Genomic DNA, 19,955 nt, shown 5'->3' on the forward strand with positions numbered 1-19,955 from the left:
GATGTGGGGCCGAGTTGTAGTCGTTCTGGCCGGAGTGGGCGTCTGCTGGATGCAGTCGCCCGTGACCGGGTTATTCCCGTCCGAGGTCGCGGTTCTTGACGCTGACCGCGACACCGGGGAAGTCCTTGACCAGGGCCGCGATTTCCGCGGCCATGGCGACCGAGCGGTGCTTGCCGCCCGTGCACCCGACCGCGATGGTCGCGTGGCGTTTGTTCTCCCGCTGGTACCCCGCGAGGACCGGTTCCAGGGCCGCCGCGTAGTGCGAGATGAACTCCCGCGCCCCGGTCTGGGCGAGAACAAAATCCCGTACCTCGGAGTCTTGGCCGTTGTGGCTGCGCAGTTCGGGAACCCAGAACGGGTTGGGAAGGAAACGCACATCGGCGACCATGTCGACGTCGGTGGGAAGGCCGTACTTGAAGCCGAAACTCATCAGCGTGACGTGCACCCCGGCGGCGTCCTCGGCGGCGAAGCGGTCCGAGATCGACGTGGCCAGCTGGTGGATGTTGAGATCGGAGGTGTCGATGACGAGGTCGCAGGACTCGCGCACGGCGCTGAGCTTGACGCGCTCGGCCGCGATGCCGTCAAGGATCGTGCCGTCGCCCTGCAGCGGATGCGGTCGTCGCACGGATTCGAACCGTCGCACGAGCACGTCGTCGCGGGCTTCGAGGAAAATGACCCGTACCTGGGACGTCTTGCGCAGCGAGTGCAGGATCTCCTGGAAATCGGTGAAGAAGTCTCGGCCGCGGATATCGACCACGGCAGCGATCTTCGGCAGGCTGGTGCCGGCCCGGCCGACGAGTTCGGCCAGCGGGCGCAGCATCTGCGGCGGAAGGTTGTCGACGACGTACCAGCCCAGGTCTTCCAGCGCGTTGGCCACGGTGGAGCGGCCTGCGCCGGACATCCCCGTCACGATAAGCATTTCCTGCCTGTCGTTCTCCGTTGTCATTCTGGACTGCGCCTTCGATCGGGTGGAACCTAAGTGTCCAGCCTACCGATCAGCCGGACCGTTCAGGCGCGCAAGTGGCGATGAATCGCCTCGGCCAGCACCGGACCGATGCCGCGAACGTCGGCAATCGCCTCCGCCGGCGCCTCCTTGAGCCGGGTGACGGAGCCGAAATGCTGCAGGAGCACCTTGACTCTGGCCGGGCCGAGACCGGGGACCTCGTTCAGCACCGACGTGATGTCCCGCTTCCTTCTCGAGCGCTGGTGCATGATCGCGAACCGGTGCGCCTCGTCGCGGATGCGCTGGATCAGGAACAGGGCGTCACTGTTGCGCGGCAGGATCACCGGGTAGTCGGAGTCCGGCAACCAGATTTCCTCGAGCCGCTTCGCGATTCCGCACAGCTGGATACCGGTGACGCCGGATTCGCGCAGCGCCCGCGCCGCCGCGGCCACCTGAGGCTGGCCGCCGTCGACGATGAGCAGGTTCGGCTGGTACCGGAACTTCTTGCGCGTCACCGTGGCATCGGCCTCGCTCTCCGGCGCCGCTTCCTCGTCGGGGATCAGGTAGGCCAGGCGGCGGGTAAGCGTGCGGTAGATGGAGTCCGTGTCATCCGTGGACTCGGGGATGCTGAACCGGCGGTACTCGTCGGTTCGCGGCAACCCGTCTTCGAACACCACCATGGAGGCGACGATGTTGGTGCCGCTCAGGTGCGAGACGTCGTAGCATTCCATCCTGAGCGGCGCGGAGGGCATCTCCAACGCCTCCTGGATGTCTTCGAGGGCCTTGGACCGGGCGACGAAGTCGGAGCTCCGCCGGGTCTTGTAGAGCATCAAGGCATGCTTGGCGTTCTGGGTCGCCGTGGCGAGCAGGGCGGCCTTCTCGCCCCGCTGGGCAGCGACAAGCCGGACCTTGCGTTTGCCGACGCCGGCCAGCCAGGTTTCCAGCGCCGCGGCGTCGTCGGGCAACTCCGGCACAACGATCTCCCGCGGAGGCACGGCTCCGGAGCCGTAGGCCGTCAGCATGATCGAGTCGATCAGGTCGCTCGTCGTGAGGTCCAGTTCCTTGTCGACCATCCAGCCGCGCACACCGCGGATGCGGCCGCCCCGCACGATGAACAACTGCACCGCCGCGGCGAGTTCATCCTGGTCGATGGCGAACAGGTCGATGTCGACGCTGTCGCGGAGCACGACGGCGCTCTTCTCCAGAACGGCGTTCAGCGCCCGCACCTGGTCGCGCCGTTTGGCGGCGACCTCGTAGTTCTGGCCCACCGCGGCATCCTTCATCTCCGCGGTCAGCTGGTTGATCAGCTTGCGATCCTGGCTGCCCATGAAGCTGACGAACTCATTTACGATCACCCGGTGCTCCTCGATGGAGACCAGGCCGGAGCAGGGGCCGAAGCACCGCCCGATCTGCCCGCCGAAGCAGGGCTTGCCGGACTGAATGGCCCGTTTGTAGTTGGCGTTGTTGCAGGTGCGGATGGGGAAGGCTTTGAGCATCAGCTCGATTGTCTCGTGCACGGCCCAGACCTTCGGGTACGGTCCGAAATACCGGGCGCCGCGGATGCCGGTGGTGCGGGTGACGAGAGCCCGCGGCGCCTCGTCGGCGAGGGTCACCGCGAGGTACGGGTAGGACTTGTCGTCCTTGAACCGCACGTTGAAGGGCGGGTCGAACTCGTTGATCCAGGTCCACTCCAGCTGGAGGGCCTCGACCTCGGTGCCGACGACCGTCCACTCAACCGAGCTGGCCGTGGTGACCATGCGCCGGGTGCGCTCATGCAGGCTGCTCAGCGGGGCGAAGTAGTTCGCGAGCCGCGCCCGCAGGTTCTTGGCCTTGCCGACATAGAGTACCCGCCCGGTTTCGTCACGAAATCGGTACACCCCGGGACTCGTGGGGATCTCGCCCGTCTTGGGGCGGTAGCTCAGCGCATCGGACATGATGGTTCCTGAGGCGGTCAGTGTGCCGCCAGGATCTCCTTCAGGAACACGCCCGTGTGGCTCTTCTTCACGGTGGCGACGTGCTCCGGGGTTCCGGTGGCAAGCACGCGGCCCCCGCCGGAGCCGCCCTCGGGACCAAGGTCGATCACCCAGTCCGCGGATTTTATCACGTCGAGGTTGTGCTCGATCACGATTACGGTGTTGCCCTTGTCGACCAGGCTGTTCAGCACAAGCAGCAGTTTGCGCACGTCTTCGAAGTGCAGGCCGGTCGTGGGCTCGTCGAGCACGTACACGCTGCGGCCATTGGACCGGCGCTGCAGCTCGGTGGCCAGCTTGACGCGCTGGGCCTCGCCGCCGGACAGCGTCGTGGCGCTCTGGCCGAGGCGCACGTAGCCGAGGCCGACCTCGACGAGGGTGTTCAGGAACCGGTGGATGGACGAGATCGCCTCGAAGAAATCGGCGGCCTCGCTGATCGGCATGTCCAGCACCTCGGCGATGCTTTTGCCCTTGTAGTGCACGGTGAGGGTGTCGCGGTTGTAGCGCGCTCCCCCGCAGACCTCGCAGGCAACGTAGACGTCGGGCAAGAAGTTCATCTCGATTTTGATCGTGCCGTCGCCGGAGCAGGCTTCGCAGCGGCCGCCCTTGACGTTGAAGCTGAACCGGCCGGGCAGGTAGCCGCGCGCCTTAGCCTCGATCGTCTCGGAGAAGAGGGTGCGGATCTTGTCGAAGACGCCGGTGTAGGTGGCAGGGTTGGAGCGCGGCGTGCGCCCGATCGGGGCCTGGTCGACGTGGATGACCTTGTCGAGCTGCTCGAGCCCGGTGACGCGAGTGTGCCGGCCGGGGAGTTTGCGGGCGCCGTTGAGCCGGTTGGCCAGTACCCGGTACAGGATGTCGTTGACGAGAGACGACTTGCCCGATCCGCTGACGCCGGTCACGGCCGTGAACGTGCCGAGCGGGAAGCTGACCGACACCTTCTTGAGATTGTTGGCCTCCGCGCCGATAACCGAGATTTCGCGCGCCGGGTCGATCTCGCGCCTGGTGGCCGGGGTCGGGATGGATCTGCGGCCGGCAAGGTAGTCCCCGGTCAGCGACTCCGTGTTGGTGAGCAGGTCGGCGTAGGAACCGGAATGCACGACATGGCCGCCGTTGACGCCGGCGCCCGGACCGATGTCGACGACCCAGTCGGCCGTCTTGATGGTGTCTTCGTCGTGCTCAACCACGATCAGGGTGTTCCCGAGGTCGCGCAGGGTAACCAGGGTCTCGATCAGCCGTCGGTTGTCGCGCTGGTGCAGGCCGATGCTCGGTTCGTCGAGCACGTACAGCACCCCGGTCAGGCCGGACCCGATCTGGGTGGCCAGACGGATGCGCTGCGCCTCGCCGCCGGACAGGGTCGCCGCGGCCCGGGCCAGATTGAGGTAGTTCAGGCCGACGCGGATCAGGAAGTCCAGGCGCGCCTTGATCTCTCGCAGCACCTGCGCGGCGATGACGGCCTCCCGGTCGGTCAGCTCGAGCTTGTTCATGAAATCGCGGGCGTCGGTGAGACTGAGGTTGCAGACATCAGCGATGCTGGCCCCGTGCACGAGCACGGCGAGGACCTCGGGCTTGAGCCGGGTTCCGGAGCAGACGGGGCAGTCGACTTCGCGCAGGTATTCTCCCCAGCGGGCGCGCTGGGTGTCGGACTCCGCCTGCAGGTACTGACGTTCAATGTAGGGCACGACGCCCTCGAAGCCGGAGGTGTAGCTCATCTCCCGGCCGTAGCGGTTCTTCCACTTCACCTTGACCTCGAAGTTGTCGCCGCGCAGAACGGCGTCCTGCACCTCGGCGGGCAGTTCGCCCCACGGGGTGTCGAGGGAGAAGTCCAGGTCTCGGGCGAGCCCGTCGAGGAGCTTCTCGTAGTACTGGAACAGTCCCTTGCCCTGCGTGGTCCAGGGCAGCACGACGCCGTCCGCGATGCTGAGCTCGGGGTCGCCGAGAAGCAGGTCTGCGTCGACCGACATGCGCGTGCCGAGCCCGGAGCACTCAGGGCAGGAGCCGAAGGGCGCGTTGAAGGAGAATGTGCGCGGCTCGATCTCGGTGAGCTGCACGGGGTGGTTGTTGGGACAGGAGAGCTTCTCCGAGTAGCTTTGCCAGGCCTCGTCGCCCTCCCGGTCGACGTAGTTGATCTGCACGATGCCATCGGTCAGCTTGAGCGCCGTCTCAAGGGAGTCTGTGAGCCGGCTCAACAGGTCGGGGCCGGCGACCAGACGGTCGATGACCACGAAGATGTCGTGTTTGAGCTGCTTCTTCAGAACGGGCGGCTCGTTGAGCTGGATCGGGGTGCCGTCGACGATGGCGCGGGAATAACCGCCCGCTGCCAGTTCCTTGAACAGGTCGACGAACTCGCCCTTTTTTTGGGATACGACCGGGCTGAGCACCTGGTAACGGACGCCCTCATCGAGTCCCATCAGCTGGTCGGCGATCTGCTGCACGGTCTGTGCCTGGATGACCTCGCCGCAGACGGCGCAGTGCGGCACACCGATGCGCGCCCAGAGCAGCCGCATGTAGTCGTAGACCTCGGTGATGGTGCCCACGGTCGACCGAGGGTTGCGGTTGGTCGATCTCTGGTCGATGGAGACGGCAGGGCTCAGGCCCTCGATGAAGTCGACGTCGGGTCGGTCGACCTGGCCCAGGAACTGCCTGGCGTACGCGGACAGCGATTCGACGTAGCGCCGCTGGCCCTCCGCGAAGATGGTGTCGAACGCGAGCGAAGACTTGCCCGAGCCGGACAGCCCCGTGAAGACGACGAGCGAATCGCGCGGAATCTCGAGGTCCACGTTGTGCAGGTTGTGCACACGGGCGCCACGAACGTTGAGTTTTGATCCGGTCTCTACCTTGGAAATTGACACCATTCGATTCTATGCAGCGTCACGCGTCCAACCCTGCGAATCAGCACGCCCTGAGCGAACAAATGTTCGAAGTCTAGCCAGCCAGTCCAATCATCCGATCAGATGTGGCCGGCCTTCTCCATCTGGCGCAGCTCGCGCTTCAGCTCGGATACCTCGTCGCGGAGCCGGGCCGCGAGCTCGAACTTGAGCTCCCCCGCCGCCTCGAGCATCTGGCCGTTCAGGTCGGCGATAATCGACTCGAGGTCGTTCGCGCCGTTCGCGGCCAGTCCCTGCCGGCGCGGTGTCGCCGCGACGCCCTTGCGGCGGGTGTCGCGGCCGGCCAAAAGCTCGGCGGTGTCCGCCTCTTCCCGAGCGAGAACCTCAGTGATGTCAGCGATCCGTTTGCGCAGCGGGGTGGGATCGATGCCGTGAAGGGTGTTGTAGGCCACCTGCTTCTCGCGGCGGCGGTCGGTCTCGTCGATCGCGCGCTCCATCGAGGCTGTGAGCCGGTCGGCGTACATATGCACCTCGCCGGAGACGTTGCGGGCCGCGCGGCCGATGGTCTGGATCAGCGAGGTCGCCGAACGGAGGAAGCCCTCCTTGTCGGCGTCGAGGATGGCGACAAGCGACACCTCGGGCAGGTCGAGCCCCTCGCGGAGCAGGTTGATGCCCACGAGGACGTCGTAGACGCCGGCCCGCAGCTCAGTGAGGAGTTCGACGCGACGGAGCGTGTCGACATCCGAGTGCAGGTACCGCACCCGCACGCCGGCCTCGGTGAGGAAGTCAGTGAGTTCCTCGGACATCTTCTTGGTGAGCGTGGTGACCAAGACGCGTTCGTTGCGGTCGACGCGCTTGTGGATTTCCTCGAGAAGGTCGTCGATCTGGCCCTTACTGGGCTTGACGATGATCTGCGGGTCGATCAGCCCGGTGGGACGGATGATCTGTTCAACGATGCCGTCGGCGATGCCCAACTCGTACTTGCCGGGGGTGGCGGAGAGGTAGACGGTCTGGCCGACGCGCCCCTTGAACTCCCCGAATTTGAGCGGTCGGTTGTCGAGGGCGCTCGGGAGCCGGAACCCGTGATCGACGAGTGTGCGCTTGCGCGAGGAGTCGCCCTCGTACATGGCGCCGATCTGCGGCACCGTGACGTGGGACTCGTCGATGACCATCAGGAAGTCGTCAGGAAAATAGTCGAGCAGGCAATGCGGCGCCTCCCCCGGTTGCCGCTGGTCGATGTGCCGGGAATAGTTCTCGATGCCGGAGCAGAAACCGATCTGCTCCATCATCTCCAGATCAAACTGCGTGCGCATGCGCAGGCGCTGGGCCTCGAGCAGTTTGCCCTCGCGCTCCAGCTGTTCAAGCCGTTCGGCGAGCTCCTCCTGAATGGTGCCGATGGCGCGCTCCATCACGTCCGTGCTGGCCACGTAGTGCGAGCCGGGGAAGACGGCAACGGAGTCGAGCTTCCTCACGATGTCGCCGGTGAGCGGATGCAGGCTGTAGAGCGCCTCGATCTCGTCGCCGAACATCTCGATGCGGATGGCGAGTTCTTCGTACATCGGGATGATCTCGATGGTGTCGCCGCGCACCCGAAAGTGGCCGCGAGAGAAGTCGATGTCGTTGCGCTGGTACTGCATGGCAACGAACTTGCGGATCAGCCAGTCCCGGTTGACCTGTTGACCGACCTGGAGAGCGACCATGGCCTCGAGGTAGCCTTCGGGCGTGCCGAGGCCGTAAATGCAGGAGACCGTGGAGACCACGATGACGTCGCGCCGGCTGAGCAGGGAGTTCGTGGTGGAGTGCCGTAGGCGCTCGACCTCCGCGTTGATCGAGGAGTCCTTCTCGATAAAGGTGTCGGTCTGGGGCACATAGGCCTCGGGCTGGTAGTAGTCGTAATACGACACGAAATACTCGACGGCATTGTTGGGCATCAGCTCACGGAATTCGTTCACGAGCTGCGCGGCGAGGGTCTTGTTATGGGCGAGCACCAGGGTCGGCCGCTGCACCTGTTCGATCAGCCAGGCCGTGGTCGCCGATTTGCCCGTTCCGGTGGCGCCGAGCAGCACGATGTCGGTCTCTCCGGCGTTGATGCGGCCGGCCAGCTCGGCGATCGCTGTGGGCTGGTCGCCGCTCGGCGTGTACTCGCTCACCACCTCGAACGGATTAACAGAGCGCGTGGGTTCCATGCTCGTCAGTCTACGGAGCGCCTCTGACAATGCGCTGCTGACCCTGACCCCGCACCTGGTCCCACAGCACGTCGACCTGCTCCAGGGTCTGCTCAAGAGTGCCGCCCGTGTCGATGACGACGTCGGCGATCCTGTGACGGTCGGCGTCACTGGCCTGGGCGCGGATCCGGCGCTCCGCTTCGCCGACATCCATCGCCCGCAGCTCCACCATGCGGCGCACCCGGGTCGGCTCGTCGGCCTGGGTGACGACGACGAGGTCGAAAGGATGGTCGACGCCTGCCTCCACCAGCAGGGGCACGTCGTACACGACGATCGCGTTGCGGTCGGCATCTTCCGCCTCGCGGATCAGTGCGTTCGAGCGCGCGCGCACCTCGGGGTGCACGATCGCGTTGAGGCGGTCCAACGCCTCCGGGTCGCGGAACACGACCGCGCCGAGCGCCACCCGGTTCAGGCTGCCGTCGGGCAGCAGCACCGCGTCACCGAAAGCATCCGCGATCTTGACGAGCCCCGGGGTGGCGGGCCCGACCACGACCCGCGCGAGTTGGTCGGCGTCGATGTGCACGGCCCCGTGCTGCACTAGCCGCCGCGCGACGGTGCTTTTTCCGGATGCGATCCCGCCGGTCAGTCCAATCAAGTACACACTTGCCATGCTAACGGCCCTCGATGGACGAACCGGCATCCGCCGGCGAAGCGAAAAAAGGCCGCACCCCGGAGGGTGCGGCCTTCAGTCAGCTCGGTGCTAGTTGGAGCTGGAGAGCTTCTCGCGCAGTGCTGCGAGGGCCTCGTCGTCCGCGAGCGTGCCGGCGCCGGCCGTCTCGTTCGAGAAGGTGTTGCCTGCGGCGGACGGGACATCGCTGACGGCGGTGATCTCGTCGTTCGCGGAGGCAACCTGCTTCTTGTGGGCTTCCCAGCGAGCCTGGGCTGCAGCGTAGTCCTGCTCCCACTTCTCGCGCTGGGTCTCGAAGCCTTCGCGCCACTCGTTGGTCTCCGGGTCGAAGCCCTCGGGGTACTTGTAGTTGCCCTGGTCGTCGTACTCGGTGAGCATTCCGTAGAGCGCCGGGTCGAACTCGGTGCCCTCGGGGTCGACACCGTCGTTGGCCTGCTTGAGGCTCAGCGAGATGCGGCGACGCTCGAGGTCGATGTCGATGACCTTGACGAAGACCTCGTCGCCGACCGACACGACCTGCTCGGCGAGCTCGACGTGCTTGCCGGAGAGCTCGGAGATGTGAACGAGTCCCTCGATGCCCTCGGCAACGCGAACGAACGCGCCGAACGGAACGAGCTTGGTGACCTTACCCGGTGCAACCTGGCCGATGGCGTGGGTGCGAGCAAAGACCTGCCACGGGTCTTCCTGCGTGGCCTTGAGGGAGAGCGACACGCGCTCGCGCTCGAGGTCGACCTCAAGGATCTCGACGGTGACTTCCTGGCCAACCTCGACGACCTCGCTGGCGTGCTCGATGTGCTTCCAGCTGAGCTCGGAGACGTGAACCAGACCGTCAACGCCACCCAGGTCGACGAACGCACCGAAGTTGACGATCGACGAGACAACACCCTTGCGGACCTGTCCCTTCTGAAGGTTGTTGAGGAACGTGGTGCGGCTCTCGGACTGAGTCTGCTCGAGCAGCGCACGACGGGACAGCACGACGTTGTTGCGGTTCTTGTCGAGTTCGAGGATCTTGGCCTCGATCTCCTGGCCCAGGTACGGGGTCAGGTCGCGAACACGGCGCAACTCGATGAGCGAAGCCGGGAGGAACCCGCGGAGTCCGATGTCCACGATGAGGCCACCCTTGACAACCTCGATGACCGAACCGGTGACAACGCCATCCGACTCCTTGATCTTCTCAACGTCGCCCCATGCACGCTCGTACTGAGCACGCTTCTTGGACAGGATGAGACGGCCTTCTTTGTCTTCCTTCTGAAGAACGAGGGCCTCAACCAGGTCGCCGACCTTGACGACCTCAGAGGGGTCGACGTCGTGCTTGATGGAAAGTTCGCGGGAGGGAATGACGCCCTCGGTCTTGTAGCCCACGTCGAGGAGAACCTCGTCGCGGTCGATCTTCACCACGGTGCCCTCGATGAGGTCTCCGTCGTTGAAGAATTTCAGAGTCTTTTCGACCGCGGCAAGAAAGTCTTCAGCAGATCCAATGTCGTTGATGGCGACCTGCTTGGGTGCCCGTTCGGTCGTTGCGTTTGTCATGTAGTAGTTGCTCCAGGATGGACATAGTTCGGGCCACACACGGGAAAAACTCGTGCTCGTGCACCATGCATGGCGGTGGACAGTTCGTCACAAGCGTGACAATCAAGCTTAGCTGTTTGCGGGAGAGGCCGGCAACTTGCCCGTCCCCCACGGAAGCTACGCCGATCGACCCCGAACGTTAACCGAGCATCGCCGCCTGGAGGGTGTCCAGGCCGACCCCGCCGAGATCGAGGGCCTTGCGGTGGAACTCCTTGATCGAGAAGGCGTCACCCTCGCGCTCCCTGTACCTGTCCCGCAGCTGCTCCCAGATGCGCTGGCCGACCTTGTAGGACGGGGCCTGCCCCGGCCAGCCGAGGTACCGGTTCACCTCGAACTTGACAAAGCTCGCGTTCATGTTCACGTTCCGGCCCAAGAACTCCAAGGCGTAGTCGGCGGTCCAGGGGCCCGAACCGTCGGGCAGCTGCTTCTCGAGGTGCACGCCGATGTCGAGGACGACGCGGGCGGCGCGCATCCGCTGCCCGTCCAGCATGCCGAGACGGTCGGCCGGGTCATCGAGGTAGCCCAGCTGCTCCATCAGACGTTCCGCGTAGAGCGCCCAGCCCTCGGCGTGACCCGAGGTGCCGGCCAGCTGGCGGCGCCAGGTGTTCAGCTTGGCCCGGTTGTAGACGGCCTGGCCGATCTGCAGATGGTGGCCGGGCACGCCCTCGTGGTAAACGGTGGTCAATTCGCGCCAGGTGTCGAATTCGGTGATCCCGACCGGCACCGACCACCACATCCGGCCCGGGCGGGAGAAGTCGTCCGTAGGCCCGGTGTAGTAGATGCCGCCTTCCTGGGTGGGGGCGATCAGGCACTCGAGGCGTTTGATCTCGTCGGGGATGTCGAACTGGGTCTCGGAGAGCTCGGCGACGGCTCGGTCGCTGGTCTCCTGCATCCATTTCTGCAGGGCGTCGGTGCCGTGCAGCTTGCGGCTGGGTTCGGTGTCGAGGAACGCAATGGCCTCGGGCACGCTCGCGCCCGGCTTGATCAGGTCGGCGATGCTCTCCTGCTCGGCGACCATCCGCGCCAGCTCCTCCACGCCCCACTCATAGGTTTCGTCGAGGTCGATGGTCGCGCCGAGGAAACGGCGGGACTGCAGCAGGTAGAGGTCGCGACCGATGGCGTCACGGGTGGGGGCCCTGCCCTCGAGCTCGGTGCCGAGGAAGTCCGCCAGCGTTCCATAGGCCGCGGCAGCGGCACGCGCCCGGGTGTCGAGATCCTTGGCCAGCGAGGCCGGGAGCGCTCCCGTGTCGTGGCCGGCGTTGGCGGCGAGCTCGGCGAAGAAGCCGTCGTTCGCCGCGTGGCGCCGGGCCTGCAGGATGACTTCCTGCACTTGACGCCGGGCAGGCATACTGCCGCGCTCGATGCCGAGACGCAGGGTCTGGATGTAGCCGTCGATGGCCCCGGGCAGTGCGCGCAGACGGGCGCAAACGGTGTCCCAGTCGGCGACGGTGGCGGTGGGCATCAGGTCGAAGACCTCCCGGATGCCCTGGGCCGGCGACGCGATCACGTTCAGGTCGCGCAGCGGCAATCCGGCTTCGGCGCTCTCGACGTCGAGGGCGAGCGAGCTGCGCAGGTCGGTGCGGGTGACGACGTCGACGTCGTCGACGGCCGTGGCCGCGTCGAGGCGGGTGATGAAGGATCGGGCCGCGTCGACCCTGCGGTCCAGGCCGTCCGGGGAGTAGTCGCCGAAGCGGCCGTCAACCTCGGTGCGGCCGATGTACGTGCCCACGGTCGGGTCGATACCGACGAGGGTGTCCACCCAGTCCTCGGCGATCCGGTCGATCGGCGTGGGGGTGCGCTGCTTGTCGGTTGTCATGACCCGAGCCTAGAACACGCGCTCGACCGCGGGCGGAGCGCCGGACCTTGCATTCGGGCGGCTGGTAGTCGCTGCCTAGTGGGCGGCGGCATCCCAGTTGTCGCCGCGGCCGACCTGCACGTCGAGCGGCACCAACAGGTCCGCTGCGGTCTCCATCCGGTGCGTCACGACCTGGCGGAGCGCATCCCACTCCCCCGGGGCAACCTCAAAGATCAGTTCGTCGTGTACCTGAAGCAGCATGCGCGACCCCAAATTGCCGTCGATCAGGTCCACGGCGATCCCGTTCATCGCGATCTTCATGATATCGGCGGCCGACCCCTGGATCGGCGCGTTGAGGGCCGCGCGCTCCGCGTTCTCGCGTACGACCCGGTTGGCGCTGTGCAGCTCGGGGAACGGGCGGCGGCGGCCGAATATGGTGGCCGTGTAACCATCTATTTTGGCCTGCTCGACGACATTGCGCAGGTAGTCGCGTACCGCGCCGAACCGGGCGAAGTAGTCTGTGATGAGCTGCTTGGCCTCCTTCGTCTCGATGCGCAGCTGCCGGGACAGCCCGAAGGCGCTCAATCCGTAGGCCAGGCCGTAGGACATGGCCTTGACCTTGGAGCGCATCTCGTTCGTGACGTCTTCCGGCGCCACGCCGAACACGCTTGCGCCGACGAACCGGTGCAGGTCTTCGCCGGCGTTGAAGGCCTCGATCAGTCCCGCGTCGCCGGAAAGGTGCGCCATGATGCGCATCTCGATCTGTGAGTAGTCGGCGGTGAGCAGGCAGTCGGCCCCGTTGGCCGCGTGGAATGCGGCCCGGATGCGGCGGCCCTCCTCGGTGCGCACCGGGATGTTCTGCAGGTTGGGGTCGGTGGAGGAGATCCGACCGGTGGCCGTGCCGATCTGCACGTACGTGGTGTGGATACGTCCCGTCTCGTCGATGGCCCTGTCCAGGGTCTCCACGATCTGGCGCAGCTTGGTGGCGTCGCGGTGCTGCAACAGCATGTCAAGGAACGGATGCGGGTTGCTGGCCTGCAGGTCGGCCAGAGCCCCGGCATCCGTGGAGAACCCGGTCTTGTTCGCACGGGTCTTGGGCATGCCGAGCTGGTCGAACAGCACCTCCTGCAACTGCTTGGGTGAACCGAGGTTCACCTCGCGGCCGATCTCGGCGTAGGCGCCGGCGGCCAACCCGGCGGCGCGCTCGCCCAGCTGGCCGGACAGTGCCGACAACTGGTCATGGGAGACGGCCACGCCGGCCAGTTCCATGTCGGAGAGTGCCAGCAGGGTGGGCATCTCGATGGTGGTGAGCACCTCGCGGGACCCGTCGTCGAGCAGCGCGTCGATGGCCGCGGCCACCCGGAACGTGTACCAGGACTCCACCGGCACGCCCCCGGCCTCGTTCTCGGCCGGGATCAGCTGGTTGGGGTCGGTCACCGGCAGGGTTTCGCCCAGGTATCGCAAGACGAGGGTGGCGAGGGTTTTGTCCGGCACCCCGGGGCGCAGTAGCCAGCCCGCGATCAGGCTGTCGAACACCAGCCCCGAAAAGTCCAGGTTGCTGCGGCGGAGCGCCTTGATCTGGCTCTTGGCGTCGTGCATGATCTTGGGCGAGTCGCTGGCCAGCCAGGCCTCGAATGCGAGGTAGTCCGTGCGTCCGGGCTGCCAGGGCAGGTTTACCGACTCGGTCGGTCCGGACACTCCGAAGCCGATGGCCTTGCCCTCGTGTACCTCGACGGAGAGAGCGAGGCCCTGCGGGGAGGCGACCGTGGCCCGGGCGATCCACGCGGCCAGCTCCTCGTCGAGCAGGTCCTGGGCGGCGGGTGCCTGAGGCGCGGCGACCAGCACTTCCTCCGGCACGACCACGGCGACGCCTCCGGTCGCGCCGGCGCCCTCAAGCTTGATCACGCGGTCAAGCAGGGTGCGAAACTCGAGCCGACCGAACACAGCGCGCACGGCCGGTTCGTCGATGGGGCGCCGCACGAGGTCGGGGAGCTCCACCGGGAGGTCGAGGTCGGTGACGAGGTGGTTGAGTCGCCGGTTGCGGATCGCGTTCTCTTTCTGCTCGCGCAGGTTGTTGCCGACGACGCCCTTGATCTCCTCGGCGTGTTCCAGGATGCCGTCGAGGCTGCCGTAGAGGCCGAGCCATTTCACGGCGGTCTTCTCCCCCACCTTGGAGATCCCGATCAGGTTGTCGCTGGTCTCGCCGACCAGGGCCGCGACATCCGGGTATTGTGCCGGCTCGATGCCGTACTTCTCGCGCACCCGGGCCGGGTCGTAGCGGGTGAGCGCCGAGACGCCCTGGCTGGCCGGGTAGAGCAGGGTGACGTTTTCGTTGACGAGTTGGATCGTGTCCCGGTCCCCCGAGACCACCAGGACATGGAAGCCTTCCTGGTTGCCGCGCACGGACAGTGTTGCGAGGATGTCGTCGGCCTCGAAGTCTTCCTTGGTCAGCGTCGTGATGTTCATCGCAGCCAGGGCCTCCTGCAGCAGCGGCACCTGCCCGATGAACTCGCTTGGCGTGCTGGCCCGCGTGCCCTTGTAATCGGCGTATTCGCGCGTTCGAAAGGAGAACCGCGAGATGTCGAACGCCACGGCGATGTGCGTGGGCTTCTCGTTGCGCAGCAGACTGAGCAGCATGGACAGGAACCCGTGGATGGCGTTGGTGTGCTGCCCGTCGTGGGTCTGGAAACTGTCCACGGGGAGGGCGTGGAACGCCCGGTAGGCCAGGGAATGGCCGTCGATGATCATCAGGGTAGGCTTTTCGGAATCTGACACAGAGATAGCCTACAAGCGTCATCCGGCGCGGGCAGGTGCAGCGACCGAAGGTGACTATGATCCAGCAGACCACGGACGCCCTCGAGTGGGTCCAGCAGCGGGGAGCCGGCTCCCTGGCCGAAAAGATGGGCATCGAGTTCGTCGAGTTCACCATCGAGCGCGCGGTGGCACGGATGCCCGTCGAGGGCAACACGCAACCGGCGATGCTCCTGCACGGTGGCGCCTATGTCGTGCTGGGCGAGTCGCTGGGCTCGATGGCCGCCAATCTGCACGCCGGTCCCGGCCGCCTGGCGGTGGGGATCGAGATCAATGCCACACATACCCGGTCGGCGACGTCGGGCTTCGTCACGGGTGTCTGCACGCCGGTGCACCTGGGCCGTACGCTCACGACGCACGAGATCGCGGTCACGGATGATCAGGGCCGGCGCTGCTCGACGATCCGGATCACCAATCTGATCAAGGAACTGACGAACCGGCCCGAGGCGCAAGACCCGAGGCTTGAAAAACGGCCAGGCATCAACCTCGAAGGGTGATCTGCCCGGCTGCCGAAGGTTACTTCTTGGCGCTGAGCTGCTCGATAATCGCCTGGGCGACGTCGTGCATGGTGAGCCGGCGGTCCATGGACGCCTTCTGGATCCACCGGAAGGCCTCGGGCTCGGTGAGCCCCATCTTCTCGTTGAGCAGGCCCTTGGCCCGGTCGACGAGCTTGCGGGTCTCGAAGCGCTCGACGAGGTCGGCCACCTCGGCCTCGAGGGTGATGATCTGGCTGTAGCGCGACAGCGCGATCTCGATGGCGGGCAGCAGGTCGTTTGGGGTGAACGGCTTGACCACGTAGGCCAGCGCGCCCGCTTCCGTGGCGCGCTCGACGAGTTCTTTCTGGCTGAACGCGGTCAGCAGCACGACGGGGGCGATGTGCGCCTTGGTGATGCGCTCGGCCGCGGAAATTCCGTCGAGGTGCGGCATCTTCACGTCCATGATGACCAGATCGGGCCGCAGCTCGGTGGCCAGGGCGACAGCGGTTTCTCCGTCGCCGGCTTCACCGACCACCTCGAATCCGGCGTCACGGAGGATTTCGACGATGTCGAGGCGGATGAGGGACTCATCCTCGGCAACGACAACGCGGCGAGGAGGTACTGGGGTGGAGTCTTGGTCGGTCACGGGGGAAAGCCTACGGTATTCTGGAGCAGGTGTTGTGAGCCGGTGTGGCGGAATGGCAGACGCGGAGCACTCAAAATGCTTTGTTCGCAAGGACGTGTGGGTTCGAGTCCCACCACCGGTACCAACACCCCCAGGCAGAAATTTCCGCCGAGTCGGGCCGTTTCGGCTCTGCCGGGGCGTCAGCGCCAGTCGGCGCATCGGCCAGCCCGTCAGCCCGTCAGCCCGTCAGCCCGTCAGCCCGTCAGCCCTCAGCGGGTCGCGCGGCATCGCCGCGCTGCATGTCCTCTTCCAGGAGCGCGGTGATCGACCGCAGCGTCTCCGGGGACACATCCCCGAGCGTGCGTGCCGCGAAGTTGACCACGCGCTGGGCACGCAGGCTTTTCACGAACGCGAGCTGGGAATCGACGCGGTCGGGGAGGTCGCAGTCAGAGCCCAGCAGGTACTCCGGCGGGATACGGAAGAACTCGCCGATGCCCGTGAGCAGGTCGACGTCTGTCACGAGAGGCCCGTCCCCGGTGATCATGTAGGCCCACCGGGCTCGGGAGAGCGACAGGCCCCGCGCCTGCAGTCCCGCGGCGATCTGCTTGTAGGTGTGCGGCGTGTTGCCCTCGGCGACGACCACGTCAAGCAGGAGGTTGAGCTTGCGTGCCAGTTCCCGCTGCGGACTGATCGGTTCGCCGGGGATGCTGGGCCCGTCGTCGGCTGCTCGCGGGTCAATCACGATGTGTGGTCCTGTCGGGGTGTCGCGGGGCGGGCAAGGGTGGTGACGATCGAAGCTGCGGCGGGGATGGCCCGCACGTGGTTCTCGGCGGCGTTGACCAGTGTCCGTTCGGATACCGTCAGGCTCTGGTCTGGGTTGAGGAGCAGGCTATCCCGCACCTCGACGTAACGCCGGTACAGGTGAGCGCCGGGAGCCCGCACGAGGAGCAGCCCGACGCGCGAGAGGTCGCGCTCGATGCTGAGCTCCGGAGATCCGGCCAGCAGGCGCTCCCACAACGGAGTGATCTGCCACAGCAGCACCCGGTTGCGGCTGGTCTTCGCCAGGGCCTGGATACCCACTTCCATGGCAGTCAGACCCAGACCCAGGCCGAGGCAGACGGGAGCGGTGGCGAGGGCGATGTGGTAAGCGGTGTAGGGCCACCCGTCAAAGGAGAAGTCCGGACTGAGAAGGGCTGCGGTCACGCTCGCGAAGCTGACGATCGTGTAGACCAGAACCCCGAGGCAACCGAGCACAACGAGAGCGAGAGACGCCCGAGTGATCAACCGATGCTGAAGGCGTAGATCGGACGCGCATGCCGCACCTACCGACACGGAGAAGAGGGCCATCGCAATCCACGTGGTGGACGAGTAGGCGGCGAAATCCCAACGATTCGGAAAAGCCTCGTGGATCTGGTCTCGAAAACGCCAGTCTCCGCCGAAGAATAGGACAGCTTGGGCGGTGACAATTGCGCCGGTGACGAGTGCGGTCACCTGATTCCTACGCCGCGTGAGACCGCCCACGGACACGGCCTCCTGCACGATGCCGTCCAGGAGACCAATGGTAACGATCGCCGTTGCATGAAAGCTGAAGTAGGCGACGTTGTCCCCACCCAGTAGTCCGTCGACGGCGTTGTACACGACGTAAGGCTGCAGGGTCATTGTCGTCCCGAAAGCAACGAGGACCCAGAAGAGACGGCGACGACGACCGCGAAGGAGTGACGGCACGCACAATATTGTGGCGATCCAGATCAACGCCGACACCGATAGCAGGATGATCTGCACTACAGCACCCGGCCGAAACCGGTTCGGGGGCCGTTGGCCGTTTCGGCGCTGTCTCCGAACATGATCAGGGCCAGCCGGTCGCCGATCGCCTCGGCCAGGGCTTCCTGCTCGTCGGTGAAGTTGCTGCGGGACAGCGCGTATGCGATCGAGTCGAGCGGGATGAGGGGTGCGAGCAGCGCGACCCGCTCGGCCGGCATCAGCTGCTTCTCATGCCGCAGGATCATGTGGCCGAACTCATGGTTGATGAACTGCTGGCGGTGCACGGCGGAGTCCGTCGGCGCATGGTGGATGCGCTCGAAATTCTCCCCGGCGACCTCGATCCACAGCCCGCAGACTCCGGATTCTACGAGCCGCGGACTCGCCGCACGAATCAGGATCGCCTTGCCGCGCAGACCTTCCATGTACCGGTGCAGCGTCGCGGCGGTCAGCGGACGCGGGAGGGTGAGGGTGGCCACCAGTTCGCGCGCCCGCTCGGTGCGTGCTTCGTAGTTCACGTCCTGCTCCCCCCTGTGCGCCGCTGTCCCGTGGCGCCGGACCGTGACATTAGACATGTCCAACAGGTGTTAGCCTGAAATGAGGTTGGACATGTCCACGCTACCGGGTCGGGGGACCCGCGCACGCCACGGACCGTCCAGTCACGCTCCGGTTCGGAGTGTTCACGCGCACAGCCTCATGGGCGACACTGAAGGGGAACAGGGTGTCGCCCGGGGGCGGTGGGTCACAGAATCACGGCGCTCGGCTGTGCCGCGCAGATTTGACAACACGAGAAAGCCCCGCCACCCGAAGCCGGGCGGCGGGGCTTTCTCCGTCGCGGCGCTACTTCTTCGCGTACGCCGGGTGAACTTCATTGTGGGCATCGCCGACGCGGTGCACACGGATGTCGTTCGTGGAACCCGCGATGCCGGGAGGGGAACCGCTGATGACGACGACCTTGTCACCGAGCTGTGCCAGACCCTGGCCCAGCAGGATGTCATCCACCTGTCCGAACATGGCATCCGTGTGGGTGACCCGGTCGACCAGGTAGGTCTGGATGCCCCAGGTGAGGGCCAGTCGACGACGGATACCGGGCTCCGGGGTGAAAGCCAGCATGGGGATCTTCGACCGCAGCCGGGACATCCGTCGGGCCGAGTCACCGGACTCCGTGAAGATGCACAGGAACTTCGCTTCGACGAACTCGGCGACCTCGATGGCGGCGAGGGTAATCGCACCGCCCTGGGTACGCGGCTTGTTCGTCAGCGGAACGATACGCTCCAGGCCGTGGTCCTCGGTCGACGCGACAATCCGCGCCATCGTCTGGACCGTGACGACGGGGTACTCGCCGACGCTGGTCTCGCCACTGAGCATGACCGCATCCGCGCCGTCGAGCACGGCGTTGGCGACGTCAGACGTCTCCGCGCGGGTCGGCACCGGGCTGTGGATCATGGACTCGAGCATCTGCGTCGCCACGATGACCGGCTTGGCCATGCGACGAGCGAGCTCGACCGCCTGCTTCTGCACGATCGGAACGGCCTCGAGCGGCAGCTCCACGCCCAGGTCGCCACGGGCCACCATGATGGCGTCGAACGCGTCGACGATGCCCTCGAGGTTCTCCACGGCCTGCGGCTTCTCGATCTTCGCGATCACGGGAACGCGGCGTCCTTCTTCGGCCATGATCTCGTGCACGCGGGTGATGTCGGCGGCGTCCCGAACGAACGACAGCGCGATCAGGTCCGTGCCGAGGCGGAGACCCCAGCGCAGGTCGGCCTCGTCCTTTTCGGACAGGGCCGGCACGTTGACGGCGACACCGGGCAGGTTGATGCCCTTGTTGTTCGACACGGGGCCGGCAACGATCACCTTGGTCGTCACGACGGTGTCGTTCGTGGCCACCACCTCGACCTTGACCTTGCCGTCGTCGATCAGCAGGAAGTCGCCGGGCCTGACGTCCTGGGGCAGGCCCTTGTACGTGGTGCCGGAGAGTTCCTTGGTACCCAGGATTTCTTCTGTGGTGATCTTAAAAATGTCTCCGAGGGCAAGTTCGTAAGGGCCGCCTTCGAATTTTCCGAGACGGATCTTCGGTCCCTGCAGGTCGACCATGACGGCGACGGCACGACCGGAGTCGTTCGCTGCTTTGCGTACATTCGCATAAACACCCTCGTGGACCTGGTAGTCCCCGTGGCTCAGGTTCATCCGGCAGACGTCGACACCGGCATCGATAAGGGCACGAATTTGATCGTAGCTGGCTGCTGCCGGCCCGAGCGTGGCGACAATTTTGGCGCGTCTCATTCTGAAAGAACTCCGGTTTCCGCGCTGTTTCGGCGCATATTCTC

At 65.8% G+C, this 19,955-nt stretch carries 14 protein-coding genes and 1 tRNA gene; 2 read left to right on the forward strand and 13 right to left on the reverse strand.

The features are described from left to right. Positions 1–70: 70 nt before the first annotated feature. The 8 genes from rapZ to polA all read right to left on the reverse strand — a co-directional run bounded on the left by rapZ (position 71) and on the right by polA (position 14,730). Positions 71–946, reverse strand: coding sequence for an RNase adapter RapZ (gene rapZ, locus E3O47_RS11560; RefSeq protein WP_104100549.1), 876 nt, complete (start codon positions 944–946; stop codon positions 71–73). A gap of 62 nt (positions 947–1,008) precedes the next feature. Then, positions 1,009–2,877: an excinuclease ABC subunit UvrC gene (gene uvrC, locus E3O47_RS11565; RefSeq protein ID WP_104100548.1), complete on the reverse strand. Its 1,869-nt coding sequence runs from the start codon at positions 2,875–2,877 to the stop codon at positions 1,009–1,011. A gap of 17 nt (positions 2,878–2,894) precedes the next feature. Beyond that, positions 2,895–5,762 carry an excinuclease ABC subunit UvrA gene (uvrA, locus tag E3O47_RS11570; protein WP_233191356.1) on the reverse strand — a complete coding sequence of 956 codons (2,868 nt, stop codon included), beginning with the start codon at positions 5,760–5,762 and terminating at the stop codon, positions 2,895–2,897. A gap of 98 nt (positions 5,763–5,860) precedes the next feature. Next, on the reverse strand, positions 5,861–7,924 hold the full coding sequence (gene uvrB, locus E3O47_RS11575; RefSeq protein WP_134342446.1) for an excinuclease ABC subunit UvrB: 2,064 nt from the start codon (positions 7,922–7,924) through the stop codon (positions 5,861–5,863). A gap of 10 nt (positions 7,925–7,934) precedes the next feature. Then, complete coding sequence (coaE, locus tag E3O47_RS11580; RefSeq protein WP_104100572.1) at positions 7,935–8,564, reverse strand: dephospho-CoA kinase; 630 nt, start codon at positions 8,562–8,564, stop codon at positions 7,935–7,937. Positions 8,565–8,663: 99 nt separating this feature from the next. After that, on the reverse strand, positions 8,664–10,121 hold the full coding sequence (gene rpsA / locus E3O47_RS11585; RefSeq protein WP_104100545.1) for a 30S ribosomal protein S1: 1,458 nt from the start codon (positions 10,119–10,121) through the stop codon (positions 8,664–8,666). Between the two features lie 178 nt (positions 10,122–10,299). Then, on the reverse strand, positions 10,300–11,976 hold the full coding sequence (locus tag E3O47_RS11590; RefSeq protein ID WP_134401181.1) for a DUF885 domain-containing protein: 1,677 nt from the start codon (positions 11,974–11,976) through the stop codon (positions 10,300–10,302). 75 nt (positions 11,977–12,051) lie between these two features. Next, positions 12,052–14,730, reverse strand: a complete 2,679-nt coding sequence (polA, locus tag E3O47_RS11595) for a DNA polymerase I (protein ID WP_134420587.1) — start codon at positions 14,728–14,730, stop codon at positions 12,052–12,054. A gap of 56 nt (positions 14,731–14,786) precedes the next feature. Between polA and E3O47_RS11600 the strand changes: the two genes are divergently transcribed. Then, positions 14,787–15,263 (forward strand): hotdog fold thioesterase, encoded by a 477-nt coding sequence (locus E3O47_RS11600; RefSeq protein WP_104100542.1) that lies wholly within the window; start codon positions 14,787–14,789, stop codon positions 15,261–15,263. Between the two features lie 19 nt (positions 15,264–15,282). Here the strand turns inward: E3O47_RS11600 and E3O47_RS11605 are convergent, their stop codons facing one another. Beyond that, on the reverse strand, positions 15,283–15,888 hold the full coding sequence (locus tag E3O47_RS11605) for a response regulator (protein WP_104100541.1): 606 nt from the start codon (positions 15,886–15,888) through the stop codon (positions 15,283–15,285). A gap of 38 nt (positions 15,889–15,926) precedes the next feature. Here E3O47_RS11605 and E3O47_RS11610 point away from each other — a divergent pair. Then, positions 15,927–16,012 (forward strand) — tRNA-Leu (locus tag E3O47_RS11610). A gap of 117 nt (positions 16,013–16,129) precedes the next feature. Here E3O47_RS11610 and E3O47_RS11615 read toward each other — a convergent pair. From E3O47_RS11615 to pyk, 4 genes are all read right to left on the reverse strand, one after another. After that, entirely contained in the window at positions 16,130–16,609 is a 480-nt protein-coding gene (locus E3O47_RS11615) for a hypothetical protein (RefSeq protein ID WP_233191355.1), read from the reverse strand. Continuing rightward, a complete protein-coding gene (locus E3O47_RS11620; protein ID WP_134401183.1) occupies positions 16,606–17,526 on the reverse strand; it encodes a DUF6545 domain-containing protein in 921 nt (306 codons plus the stop codon). Before E3O47_RS11620 ends, E3O47_RS11615 begins: the two co-directional genes overlap by 4 nt. 122 nt (positions 17,527–17,648) lie before the next feature. Further along, positions 17,649–18,143, reverse strand: coding sequence for a hypothetical protein (locus tag E3O47_RS11625; RefSeq protein WP_104100539.1), 495 nt, complete (start codon positions 18,141–18,143; stop codon positions 17,649–17,651). A 322-nt stretch (positions 18,144–18,465) separates the two neighbouring features. Continuing rightward, positions 18,466–19,911 (reverse strand): pyruvate kinase, encoded by a 1,446-nt coding sequence (gene pyk / locus E3O47_RS11630; protein WP_104100538.1) that lies wholly within the window; start codon positions 19,909–19,911, stop codon positions 18,466–18,468. Positions 19,912–19,955 lie beyond the last annotated feature (44 nt).

It is taken from the genome of Cryobacterium sp. TMT2-17-1 (assembly GCF_004402765.1).
GTDB classification, from domain to species: Bacteria; Actinomycetota; Actinomycetes; order Actinomycetales; family Microbacteriaceae; genus Cryobacterium; species Cryobacterium sandaracinum.